Raw genomic sequence first — 11,690 nt, forward strand, 5'->3', positions numbered from 1 at the left:
CTGAAATCGGCTTACGGGAAATTCGGAAATTTGGGGGGAGCGTTCAGCCAGCGATCGCTTGCCGCGCCGCGCCATTGCGCCAGCGGGTCAGGTGTTCGTCGGCATAGCGGCGCAGGCAGCGCAGCACGGTGCTTTCGTGCTGCATGAGGAAGAAGTGGTGACCGTCGAACATGTCGAGGGAAAAGCCGCTGGCGGCGTCGGCCTGCCAGTCGAGTAACTGGTCGGCGCGCACGCTGTCTTGCTTGCCGCCGAACACATGGATCGGCATGTTCAGCGGCGCGCGTTCGCCGTAATGGAAACTGCCACACAGCAGGAAATCGGCGCGCAGGATCGGCAGCATCAGCTGAATCAACTCGGGGTTGGCCAGGGCTTCTTCGGCGGTGCCCTGCAATTCGCGCAGTCGGGCGATCAGTTGCTCATCGGTCTTTTCGATGGCGTATTCGCTGACATCACGGTTCGCCGGGCCGGCAGTGCCGGAGGCAAATAACGCCAAGGGTTCAGGCATGCCGCGCTCACGCAACGCGTGCACCAACTCGAAGGCCAGCAGGCCGCCAAGGCTGTGCCCGAACAGGGCGTACGGGCCATTCACGTCATGGCTGATTTCGCCGGCCAACTGCGCCGCCAAGGCCTTGATATCGCGCTGCAACGGCTCGTCCATGCGCATGCCGCGCCCTGGCAACTCCAGCGGGCACACCTGCAACCAGTCCGGCAATGAGCGGCGCCAGCGCGAATACACCATGGCGCTGGCGCCGGAATAGGGCAGGCAAAACAGGCGTAACCGCGTAGGTGTACTCATGGTGTGAGGACCCAATACTGAAACACGCTGTGTGCACGATAAAAACCCATTTCGCCCTCCTGCGGGTGCTGATCCCTGGCCGTTTACTGACGGACCTTTCACACAAGAGAACGGACGGTGGCGCCAAATAATTAGTTGCCCTGGACGAGCGAGACGTGGCTCACACCTTTTGCAAAGGCATAAGATTAGTTCGTCTTCTCATTTGACAATCATTATCATTAAGCCTAATTTGTTGCCCGATGTGTAGGAGGCCTCAGCAAGGAAGCCCTCCCCCAACCTCTTTGCAACAAGGTGAATTCCATGACGGAACAAGTATCCACAGGCAGGTGCGACTCACCGCTTCTCCAGGCTTTTGTCGACAATCGGTTGATTCTGGTGAAGATCGCGGCACGTATTACCGGTTGCCGCTCCCGCGCAGAAGACGTGGTGCAGGACGCCTACTTTCGGCTGCAATCGGCGCCGACGATCACCTCATCGTTCAAGGCCCAGCTCAGCTATCTGTTCCAGATCGTGCGCAACCTGGCGATCGATCACTACCGCAAGCAGGCTTTGGAGCTCAAATACTCCGGCACGGAAGAGGAAGGCTTGAATGTGGTCATTCACGGCGCTTCACCGGAAACCTCGCACATTAACTTCAGCACCCTGGAACACATCGCCGATGCCCTGACGGAGCTGCCGCAGCGCACCCGTTATGCGTTCGAGATGTACCGCCTGCACGGCGTGCCGCAGAAGGACATCGCCAAGGAACTGGGCGTTTCGCCGACGCTGGTGAACTTCATGATTCGTGATGCGCTGGTGCACTGCCGCAAGGTGTCGGGCAGCCATAGCGATACGTTTGCACGGCGGGTTTGACCCGCTGTTCAAAACGGGCAGGCACAGGCTTTTTGTGGGAGCTGGCTTGCCTGCGATGCAGGCGCCTCGGTCTTCCAGCCAGACCGAGTTGATGCCATCGCAGGCAAGCCAGCTCCCACAGAATGCCGACTCAGACCAAACCGCAGCGCTCAAAAAACCGCTCCCGCCCCAGAATCATCAACGCCGCGCGCTTGTGCGGGAAGTCGAACTCCTTTTCGCAGTGGAAGCACTGGTTGTGCATATGCCCGATCATCTTCGCGTTATCGGCGCGGGGCTCGGCCACCACGCGCTGAGTGCGTGGATCGTCGAGAAACAGGTAATGCACCAGCGCCGATAACCAACTGGCAACCTTGTGCGGCCCACGGTGATGTTCCTCCCCCACCAGCATGTGAATGCCACGGTCATAATCGCCCGCGTCGTAAAACGGCGCGATGCGGTCTTCCTTGGCCCAATAGGCTTCGAAGTAAGCAAAGGGTTCGTCGTCGAAACAGCCGATCAGCGTCAGCGTGTGCGGGTCGGCGTCGAGCTTGTCGAGGTACTCGCGGTGCTGTTCCAGGCTGCCGGTTTCCTGCCAGAAATTCGCCACGCGGGTGCTGTTCTGCCAGCGATTGAAGCGCGCCAGGTCCACGTCAATTTCGACGGTGCGCAGGGAAATCCACGCACCCAGGCGCGCATCGTAGCGTCGATAGACTTCACCTCGCGGCTTGGGCGCGCGCAACGGATGGCGTTTGCCGGCGCTGATGATCATGTGCTGCGGGTAGTTGCCGCTGGGGGATTGGCCAAGCCAGGGCTGAGGCAATTGCCAGAACAGCGTGCGCTCGCAGTGAAACTGGCCTGCTACGTCGGTCGCCACCAACAGGCCGCTGCGCAACGCGTCCTCAGGCACATGCTCAAGGTGCCAGGTCAACCGCTGGCGTGCGGGCTCCTTGACGAACAGCCAGTAACAGGCGCTCCACAACGCGCGGGCGGGCGCAACGCTGTTGGCGTCCTGCAAATGCACGTGTAATTGATCATCGCGCTGCAGGCGCAGGCGAACCAGCGGCTGGCCTTCCAGGGTCAGGCTCAGGTGGCTGTCGGTTTCATCGGCATTCAGGGCGGGCCCGGCGGGCAACGGCAGGACAGATAAATCATTCATGGTGGCGGCTCACAGTCTTCGAAGGCTATAGAAGAAGTGACGTGAGCAGCGCCGCAAAATTTAGCCGATCAGGGCGTCGCGGAGACCGCCGTGACATCAATGCGATAGGGTTCGAAGATTTTCAGCATCTGGCCGTTGTCCCGCAGGCCCTTGAGCAACCCGGCAAACGCTGCGCCGCTGATAGGCGCCTTCGGCCGCAGCAAGGCGTAGTGGTGATAAACCTGATCGATGCGCTCTGAAACCAGGAATTGCCCGGCCATGTCCGCGTTGCGCACCAGGAAGTCACTCAGGAAGGAACGCGTTACCAGAGCGATATCAGCCCGCCCGCGCGCAACCATCAGCAGGTTGCTGTCATGGGAATAGGTCAACGTGGCGTTGAAGTGTTCGGCCATGTTTTTGGGGTCGGGGTTAAAGTTGGCGAAGGCGTAGTGATAACCGCTGAACACGGCCAGACGCTTGTTGGAAAGGTCGGCGAAATAGCTTTGGTCACGCCCGGGCTTACGTTGGGCAACGAAGATTTCGGCGTCTTCCAGGCCCATGTCGACGCTGGTGTGGGGGATGTTCTTCCAACCCCAGCTGGGGTTTTCGAAGATCGCCATGTCGACTCGGCCCTGCTCGAAATCGCGAAAACGCCGTGGGATGGAGGTGGGCACCAGTACAAACTGGTAGTCGGTTTGCGCGGCGTTCAAGGCTTCCACCAACTGCGGCAGCAAACCGGTGTCGGCACCTTGCTCGGGGCGTACGGTGTAGGGCGGAAAATGCGCGGCACCAATCCTCACCAATTGCGCAGCCGAAGCCGGCACCCAGCACGCGGTGCCCAGTGCCCATAAAGTAACTCCTGCAGCCAGCCGCCATGGCGAAAACATTGAGGCACACACCGTTAAACACATTGATGGCGATAAGCTAGGCGTTTTTGGCAGTCGAGACAACTTTTGCCATCAAATGAGTGGCTTAGTCCGCCTTGAGCACCATCAGCAGGGCTTCTTCGGCCAACTGTTCCAGGGTCAGGCTGCCTTCGGCGCGGAACCAAGTGGTGGTCCATGACAAGGCGCCCGTGAGGAAACGCCGGGCAATAAACACATCGCCCTTGAAGTAGCCAGCGGCCTTGGCCTCGCCCAGCACCTGCAGCCAGATGTCTTCGTACACATCGCGCAGCGCCCGCACGTGAGCCTGGCCTTCGTCCGACAGCGAACGCCATTCGTACACCAGCACCGTCATCGCCTCGCCGCTGCCGCCCATGATTGACTGCAACTCGCAGCGAATCAGCGCCAGCACGCGCTCACGCACACTCGTCGCCTCTTCCAGCGCAGCGCGCATCATCGCGGTGTTGTAGTGAATGGTTTCCTCCATCACTGCCCGCAGGATCTCGTCCTTGCTCTTGAAGTGATGAAAGATGCTGCCGGACTGAATCCCCACCGCGCCCGCCAGGTCACGCACGGTTGTGCGCTCAAACCCCTTGTTGCGAAACAGGTGAGCCGCGGTTTGCAGCAACTTGCCACGGGCGCTGTCGGGGTCGGTCAATTGGCCGCCGTCTACCATAGTGCGCATTACCCGCAGGGCTTTTTGCTCATCCATGCCACTCTCCTCTACTTCTACTGACGTCTCTGGCGGCAATTTAGGCGGTGGCCGCCGACCAAGCAAGCGCTTGGGCAAAACTTGTTTTCAGCGTTTACAAACAGAGCTTGCTGGCCCTGGGCGGAACTACAAGGCTTGGCTACGCTCTATCCCCATCAGGAAGAGACGAGTACGGGAACCTGCGCGATGCATCATTGGCTGATTATTGACCTTGAAGCCACAACGGATGACGGCGGCTGGCCCGTGACGGAAATGGAAGTCATCGAGATCGGTGTGAGCCTGGTCAACCGCCAGGGCCGCGAGCTGGATCACTTTCAGCGCTTTGTACGGCCGCTGCGCCGCCCATTGCTGACGCCTTTCTGCCGCCAGTTAACCCACATCACACAGGCCAACATCGACGCCGCCGCACCGATCACCGACGTGTGGCCGCTGTTCGAGCGCTGGTTGGGCCAGCATCACGCACGACTCGAAGGCTGGGCCAGTTGGGGCGATTACGACCGCGCGCAGCTGGAGCTCGAATGGCAGCGCCACGGCCTGACCAGCGCCCTCGCCCAGACGCCCCACGTCAACCTCAAGCAACGCTTCGCCAAGGCGCGGCGGCTGGACAAGCCGCTGGGGCTCAACGGCGCCCTGCAATTGGCGGGGATGCAGTTCAATGGCCAGCAACACCGGGCGCTGGAAGATGCGCGCAATACCGCACGGTTGTTACCGCTGATACTGCCGGTCTAGGCAGCCCCCCTGCCCTTGGGCATACTGGCCGACCTTTCCAGTCCCTTTTCCGAGGATTCGCCCATGTTTAAAGTCAATGAGTACTTCGACGGCACCGTGAAGTCGATCGCTTTTGGCACCGCAGAAGGTCCGGCGACAATCGGCGTGATGGCCCCGGGTGAATACGAATTCGGCACCGCCCAGCGTGAAATCATGCACGTGGTGTCTGGTGCACTGACCGTCAAACTGCCTGACGCCAACGACTGGGAAACCTTCGCTGCCGGCAGCCAGTTCAACGTGCCGGCAAACAGCAAGTTCCAGCTGAAAGTCGCCGTCGACACGGCCTACCTGTGCGAATACCGCGGCTGATCTTTCGCCCGGTCAAAAAAATGCCCGTCTCCTGCGAGACGGGCATTTTTTATGGGCGCAGCCTTATTCGAGAACGGTGACCGGCATGCCGACTTCCAGGCGACCTGCGCCATCGTTGACCAGGTTCTGGCCGAACATCACATCGCCATTGCTCTCGCGGTAGGTCTTGAGGGTGGCCAAAGGTTCACGGTCGGCACTGCGCTCGCCGCTGGCCGGGTCGATGGTGGTGAGGATGCAGCGCGAGCACGACTTGACCACGCGAAACTCTACGTCGCCAATGCGCAGGCGTTTCCAGCCGTCCTCGGCAAAGGCCTCGCCACCTTCGATCACCAGGTTGGGCCGAAAACGCAGCATTTCCATCGGTCGGCCGATGCGGTGTGACAAGTCGTCGAGGGATGCCTGACCGATCAGCAGCAACGGGAAGCCATCGGCAAAACCGACTTTGTCGTCGTCCTTGCCATACCCCGCCTCGGTGCTGCGCGCGCGTTCGACCGGCACGTGCACCAGGCGCGTCGGCTTGCCAATGAACTCACTGACCCACGCCGCAGCCGCATCGCCTGCATCCGGCACGCGCAAGGTGTCACGCCAGATGGTCACGCCGCGCAGCTCGGCGTCGCTGCCAGGCAGTGCCACGTCCAGCGGCGCCTGGCCAGGGGAACTCAGGGTGAGGCCGCCGGCGCCATTCCACAGCGCCGACAGTTGGCTCATTTTGGCCACTGCGCGCTGCGTGAGGAAACGCCCGCTGGCGTCGTCCACCAGCATCCAGCGTCGATCCCCATGCACACCCAGCTTATCCAGGCCGACCTGCTGCAAAATCTCGGCCTTGCCGGACTTCAAGGGGTAACGGTACAACGCGCTGAGACGAAGCATGGGCCTGCTTTCCTGAGGGGACGAAGCCGATACCCTATAGGAGCGTGATCGCGGAATCAAAGGGCACGGAATCGCCCTGTGACCAGCAGGCTCGCTGTGTAGAGCAGGCTTGCTTTGGAAAGCAGGCCCATTGTGGAGAGCAGGCACATTGTGGAAAGCAGGCTTGCTTGTGGCGAGCAGGCTTGCCCTGCGTTGGGCTGCGCAGCAGCCCCATTGAGGGCAGCGAGGTGTATCAGGGGGAACTCATCGTCTGGTTTTGGGGCCGCTTCGCGGCCCAACGCAGGGCAAGCCTGCTCGCCACAACGAACATGCTCAACCCATGAATGTAAGCACGCCGATTGCGGTCAAGCCGGCACGTCGTCCAGCATCAGGCGCTGTCGCACTACATCCACCAGCTTGTCGGGCTGGAATTTGGAGAGGAAATTGTCGCAGCCGACTTTTTTCACCATCGAGTCGTTGAAGCTGCCGGACAGCGAGGTGTGCAGCACCACATAGAGGCCACGCAGGCGCGGGTCGTTGCGGATTTCAGTGGTGAGGCGATAGCCGTCCATCTCGGGCATTTCGGCGTCGGTGAAGATCATCAGCAGCTTGTCAGTCATCACCTGGCCGGTGTCGGCCCAGGCCTTGAGCATGTTGAGTGCCTTGAGGCCGTCGCTGGCGATGTGCATTTTCACGCCCAGTTGCCCAAGGGTGTCGCGCAATTGCGACAGGGCAACGTTGGAGTCGTCCACCAGCAACACTTCGCGGCCACGGGCGCGTTCGAGTACCGGGTCTTCGAGTTTTTCGCGGGAGACCTTGGCGTTGTACGGCACGATTTCGGCGAGGACTTTTTCCACGTCGATGATTTCCACCAACTGGTCATCGACCTTGCTGATGGCCGTGAGGTAATGCTGACGCCCGGCACTGGCCGGAGGCGGCAGGATGGCTTCCCAGTTCATGTTGACGATGCGGTCCACGCCGCCCACCAAAAACGCCTGCACGGAGCGGTTGTACTCGGTGACGATAATCGTGCTGGTGGGGCCCGGCACCAGCGGGCGCATGCCGATCGCCTGGGACAGGTCGATCACCGGCAGGGTCTGGCCGCGCAGGTTGACCACGCCGCACACAAACCGGTGGCGCTGGGGCATCAGGGTCAGCTTGGGCAACTGCAGCACTTCCTGCACCTTGAACACGTTGATCGCGAACAACTGCCGCCCGGCCAGACGAAACATGAGGATCTCCAGGCGATTCTCACCCACCAGTTGCGTGCGTTGATCTACCGTGTCGAGAATGCCGGCCATTAAAAGCTCCTGATATGGGATTGTGCTGTTCGCTTAATGTTTGTTATCGGCGGCAAGCGCCAGACCTTGACCCCGCTAAAATGCCATGTAAATCCATTGATGTCACACTGACATCATGCTTTACTGCATTCGTCTTCACAGACAGTACGCCAGCAACCCTTCGCGACATAAAAATCGACGCGCGGTTCCGCTGTGTAAGGGATTCCCCTATGAGCAATCAGGCCCAACCTGATATTCGCGATATCTAATAGCCATTAATGTGACGCCATTCTCATTGCATGAATGGAGTCAGGCTTTTGTTCGCCATCCCAAGTCCTCGGCACACGGGGCTTCCAGACAGTCACGTGGCGGCAACTGAAGTTGTGCAGTGGCCCACGCCAACAAGGGTCTTGCGCGACGTTCGCGATCACTCGAATAACGCTCCTACAAAATTGTCCGAAGCAGCCTACAGACTGCAGTCATATTTCAGCGGTAGTTTTACGCCATTCACCCGGTGCGGCATTTCATCACCCGACCTCATGTTGTGGAGACTTGCATGATGAACAGCACAAACGAATGGCAAACTGCACTTCCTGAATTCCTGATCGAGGCTCAAATGCTGTTGGCCAAGACAGAAGAGTGCTTGAACCATTTGCACTTGATTCGCAATGACAGCGATGCCATCGACTGCATGAAAACCAGCCTCGCCGTACTCGCTGAAAAAGCCGAAGGCCTTGCCCTACAGGCGATCAGCGAGTTCTCGCGGCATATTCAATGCCTGATTGCCAACGCCGTAAGCCCCCTGCAACTGCATGACCAGGCATTGGACGCGTTGCATAACTGCCTGACACTCCTGGCGTGGCAATTAGAATTAATCGACATCCGCACCGGTAAATTGACGCTGGATGAAAGTGAACAAACCACGCTGATTGCGACAGTCACTCTGCAGATCCCACAAAAAGACTTGGCCTGTAAACCTCAGCAGCATGAGCATCACGTGTCATGAACAACCTTCGAGTCGTATTTAATACGTCAGTTATCTAAAAACGAGCGCTTGCCTGAACAGCATTGTGGCAAAGCATATCAAATAGCCATCATTGTAATAATTATACAAGTCGCCTCAATTAATATAACTGTCCACTCTCTGAAACTCTGGAACTGCGCTCCAGAGCGTTCGCCTGTTTAATAAGCCGGTAAAGCGAGGCGCCAGGCGACCAACGGTAATAGTGGTGGTACTATGCCGCGCTCGAAGTGACACAACTTCATCATGTATAAAAACGATTCGTCACCGCTTCCCAAACAGAGCCCTGTGAGCCGCCATGGCAGGTCTTTCCGCAGCGAACCTTCATTGGCTCCATCCGCTATGCACGCCAGCCTCAAGTCACTCATCGCAAGGTCCGTGTCCCGCAATAATGCGCGCCGCATGGTCCTCATCCTGTGCCTTGGCTCGTTGCTGGTGAGCGTGTGGGCGTATACGCGCTCCGCGCCACCGCCGCTGCTGATCCTGCTGCTCAACACGGCCACCTTGCTGGTGGTGGGCGTGCAGCAGTGGCGTTCGCGCAAGTCGATCAAATTTCAGCCGCAGGAACTCGCTGACCGCTTGCTGCAGGTGCAGGAAAACGAGCGCCATCGCTTAAGCCGCGAATTGCATGACGACATCGGCCAGCTGCTGACCGCCGCCACATTGCAAGGTGAATGGCTCAAGCGCCGCCTGCCGGACGACCTGCAAAGCCAATGCACGGTGCTGTGCAACACGCTGAATGAAACCCTGGCCAAAGTGCGCGACGTGTCCGCCATTCTCAACCCTCGGCAGTTGGCCAGCCTGGGCCTCGAGGCAAGCCTACGCGCGCACTTGCTCAAGACCCTCGAAAACACCCCGATTCACTGGAGCCTGGAATGCCAGCAACGGCTGACCGGCATTCCGGAAGAAATGGCCGTGGCGGCGTTTCGCATCACTCAGGAAGCCGTGACCAACATGCTGCGCCACGCCCAGGCGCACAATTTGCTGGTACGCCTGCAACGCTTGCCCGAAGGCTTGTCGCTTATGATCTGCGATGACGGCCAGGGTTTTTCGCCCGCCATTAATCCTGGCCTGGAAGGCCAGCGGGGCATGGCCGGGATGTCCGAGCGGGTAGATCAATTGGGGGGCTCTTTGTCCGTCAACAGCACGCCAGGCAAAGGCACGCGGATCGACGCGCTTTTCCCCTGGGCGCCCCGCGCCCTCGAACGGGCCAGTTGCCCTAAGGTTTCCGAGTGACGTGCAACTTACTGTTGGTGGATGACCACGCACTAATCCGCGCCGGCGTTCGCGCGCTGATCCAGGACATACCCGGCTACACAGTGATTGGCGAAGCCAGCGATGGCGCACAGTTACTGGAAAAATTCAGCGCCTTGCAGCCGGACATCGTGCTGCTCGACCTGTCGATGAAACACACGGGCGGCCTGGACGCCCTGCAACACCTGAAGGCGGCCTATCCCAAAAGCAAAGTGCTGATCCTGTCGATGCACACCGACCCCGAGCTGATCATGCGCGCGCTAGAGTCCGGCGCTCATGGCTACCTGCTCAAGGACACCTCGGCCAACGAGCTGGAACACGCCTTGTCGGCCTTGCGCAACAACGAGCGCTACCTGAGCCCTGCGATTGCCCACACCGTGATCAATCAGGCGCTGATCCGCAGCCAGGGCCCGACCTCGCCCGTTGCCCACAGCCACAACCTCACCGCGCGTCAGCTGGAAATTTTGCGCTTGATCGTGCGCGGCAAGTCCACCCGGGAAATCGCCCAAGGCCTGGGCTTGAGCATCAAGACGGTGGAGGCGCATCGCTCGCAAATCATGAAGCGCCTGCAAATATTCGATGTTGCGGGCCTGGTGCTATTCGCCGTGCGCGAGCAAATCATCAGCCTGGACGACTAACGGCGAATTCACCGGCAGGTGCACACGCAAGGCCTTGGGCAATGCGCTGAACCGCAAGTCGTCGCCCTTGAGCGGCTCACCGTCCAGGTTGATGTACAGCCCTTCGGCCACCTTGATCTCAACCCACGGCAGGCGCGCCCGCACAAACATATTGTCCAGGCCCCAGCCGTCGCTCATCAGCGTGAGCAGCGTGCCGACCACTTCCTGGGGCGCGGGCAAGATGCTGATGTCCAACAGGCCGTCGTCGGCCAAGGCGTCAGGGCACAGCACATGCCCGCCACCCGCCTGGCGACCGTTGCCGATACCGAGTGCAAGCAGGTCACCTTTCCAGTGAAAACCCGGGCCTTCCAGCTCGCCGTACGCCGACTTCAATTCGCTGAAACGGGTTAAACCGGTGAACAGGTAAGCGGCGCCACCGAGGACTTTTTTCAGGTCTTCAGACGTGTTGGCAGTGACCTGGCTACCAAAGCCGCCAGTCGCCATATTGAGGAATATCTGGTCACCCGCCTGGCCGAGATCGATGGCCCTGGGCTCCACATCGAGCAGGGCCAAGGCTTCGGCGGGCTCCTGCGGCACACCGGCCGCCTTGGCGAAGTCATTGGCGGTGCCCAGAGGCATCAGCACCAGGCTGGCATCGGTCTTGGCCAGCGCCATGGCTTCGGCCACATCGCGCAACGTGCCGTCGCCACCGCCAGCAATGAGGTGGGTATACCCGTCGGCCAACGCCTCATTGACCAACCGCTGGGCGTCACCGCCTTCCCAGGTAACGCGCACCGCCAACTCCCAACCCTGCTCACGCCGGGCCTGCACAGCAGCGCGCACGTCCTCATTGAGGGCTTGCTTGCCGTGAAGAATCAACAATGCTTTAGGGGTGGTCATGAACGCGTTACTCCTGGATTTAATAGTTCCTGAAGATGTGGACATTTGGGGACAGTGTTTGGTTTACCGCGCGGATATCCATTTTTTTGGACAGCGGCAAGTACAAGCTCGGAGCGCCCAATGCGGTCAAGTGTGGGAGCGGGCTTGCTCGCGAATGCGGTGGGTCAGTTATGGATTTGGTGACTGACCCACCGCATTCGCGAGCAAGCCCGCTCCCACAGGTGATCTTCATACATCAGGAAGAATGCGATCTGCTCTAGAAAAAACAGCGCTTTTGATTCAACCACTCAGGTCGGCTACTAGGCCGCCGTGCTGTAGATTTTGATCTTGATCT

13 protein-coding genes are annotated in these 11,690 nt (G+C 59.7%); 6 read left to right on the plus strand and 7 right to left on the minus strand.

Annotated features, from left to right (window positions below; all coding sequences use genetic code 11):
- Positions 1-43: 43 nt before the first annotated feature.
- Positions 44-796 (minus strand): thioesterase II family protein, encoded by a 753-nt coding sequence (locus Q7C20_RS24485; protein ID WP_375070876.1) that lies wholly within the window; start codon positions 794-796, stop codon positions 44-46.
- A 300-nt stretch (positions 797-1,096) separates the two neighbouring features.
- Here Q7C20_RS24485 and Q7C20_RS24490 point away from each other — a divergent pair, with 300 nt between their 5' ends.
- Positions 1,097-1,648, plus strand: coding sequence for an RNA polymerase factor sigma-70 (locus tag Q7C20_RS24490; RefSeq protein ID WP_348061970.1), 552 nt, complete (start codon positions 1,097-1,099; stop codon positions 1,646-1,648).
- A gap of 130 nt (positions 1,649-1,778) precedes the next feature.
- Here the strand turns inward: Q7C20_RS24490 and Q7C20_RS24495 are convergent, their stop codons facing one another.
- The 3 genes from Q7C20_RS24495 to Q7C20_RS24505 all read right to left on the minus strand — a co-directional run bounded on the left by Q7C20_RS24495 (position 1,779) and on the right by Q7C20_RS24505 (position 4,358).
- Positions 1,779-2,783 (minus strand): GNAT family N-acetyltransferase, encoded by a 1,005-nt coding sequence (locus tag Q7C20_RS24495; RefSeq protein ID WP_375070877.1) that lies wholly within the window; start codon positions 2,781-2,783, stop codon positions 1,779-1,781.
- Positions 2,784-2,851: 68 nt separating this feature from the next.
- Positions 2,852-3,649 carry a substrate-binding periplasmic protein gene (locus Q7C20_RS24500; RefSeq protein WP_375070878.1) on the minus strand — a complete coding sequence of 266 codons (798 nt, stop codon included), beginning with the start codon at positions 3,647-3,649 and terminating at the stop codon, positions 2,852-2,854.
- Between the two features lie 85 nt (positions 3,650-3,734).
- Positions 3,735-4,358, minus strand: a complete 624-nt coding sequence (locus Q7C20_RS24505; RefSeq protein WP_375070879.1) for a TetR/AcrR family transcriptional regulator — start codon at positions 4,356-4,358, stop codon at positions 3,735-3,737.
- A 186-nt stretch (positions 4,359-4,544) separates the two neighbouring features.
- On the opposite strand from Q7C20_RS24505, the gene Q7C20_RS24510 reads away from it, so the two are divergent.
- Together Q7C20_RS24510 and Q7C20_RS24515 are read left to right on the plus strand one after the other, a co-directional pair.
- Complete coding sequence (locus Q7C20_RS24510) at positions 4,545-5,087, plus strand: exonuclease domain-containing protein (protein WP_375070880.1); 543 nt, start codon at positions 4,545-4,547, stop codon at positions 5,085-5,087.
- A 63-nt stretch (positions 5,088-5,150) separates the two neighbouring features.
- Positions 5,151-5,435 (plus strand): pyrimidine/purine nucleoside phosphorylase, encoded by a 285-nt coding sequence (locus Q7C20_RS24515; protein WP_049712179.1) that lies wholly within the window; start codon positions 5,151-5,153, stop codon positions 5,433-5,435.
- 63 nt (positions 5,436-5,498) lie between these two features.
- Here the strand turns inward: Q7C20_RS24515 and Q7C20_RS24520 are convergent, their stop codons facing one another.
- Positions 5,499-6,305: an MOSC domain-containing protein gene (locus Q7C20_RS24520; protein WP_375070881.1), complete on the minus strand. Its 807-nt coding sequence runs from the start codon at positions 6,303-6,305 to the stop codon at positions 5,499-5,501.
- Between the two features lie 344 nt (positions 6,306-6,649).
- On the minus strand, positions 6,650-7,585 hold the full coding sequence (locus Q7C20_RS24525) for a chemotaxis protein CheV (RefSeq protein WP_375070882.1): 936 nt from the start codon (positions 7,583-7,585) through the stop codon (positions 6,650-6,652).
- Between the two features lie 535 nt (positions 7,586-8,120).
- Here Q7C20_RS24525 and Q7C20_RS24530 point away from each other — a divergent pair.
- From Q7C20_RS24530 to Q7C20_RS24540, 3 genes are all read left to right on the plus strand, one after another.
- Positions 8,121-8,570 carry a hypothetical protein gene (locus Q7C20_RS24530; protein WP_348062375.1) on the plus strand — a complete coding sequence of 150 codons (450 nt, stop codon included), beginning with the start codon at positions 8,121-8,123 and terminating at the stop codon, positions 8,568-8,570.
- Positions 8,571-8,927: 357 nt separating this feature from the next.
- Entirely contained in the window at positions 8,928-9,821 is an 894-nt protein-coding gene (locus Q7C20_RS24535; protein ID WP_375070884.1) for a sensor histidine kinase, read from the plus strand.
- Positions 9,818-10,477 (plus strand): response regulator transcription factor, encoded by a 660-nt coding sequence (locus Q7C20_RS24540; protein ID WP_348062374.1) that lies wholly within the window; start codon positions 9,818-9,820, stop codon positions 10,475-10,477. Before Q7C20_RS24535 ends, Q7C20_RS24540 begins: the two co-directional genes overlap by 4 nt.
- Here the strand turns inward: Q7C20_RS24540 and yegS are convergent.
- Positions 10,436-11,356 (minus strand): lipid kinase YegS, encoded by a 921-nt coding sequence (gene yegS, locus Q7C20_RS24545; protein WP_375070883.1) that lies wholly within the window; start codon positions 11,354-11,356, stop codon positions 10,436-10,438. The genes Q7C20_RS24540 and yegS overlap by 42 nt on opposite strands.
- Positions 11,357-11,690 lie beyond the last annotated feature (334 nt).

Source organism: Pseudomonas sp. AMR01, assembly GCF_041946035.1.
Lineage (GTDB): Bacteria > Pseudomonadota > Gammaproteobacteria > Pseudomonadales > Pseudomonadaceae > Aquipseudomonas > Aquipseudomonas antarctica_B.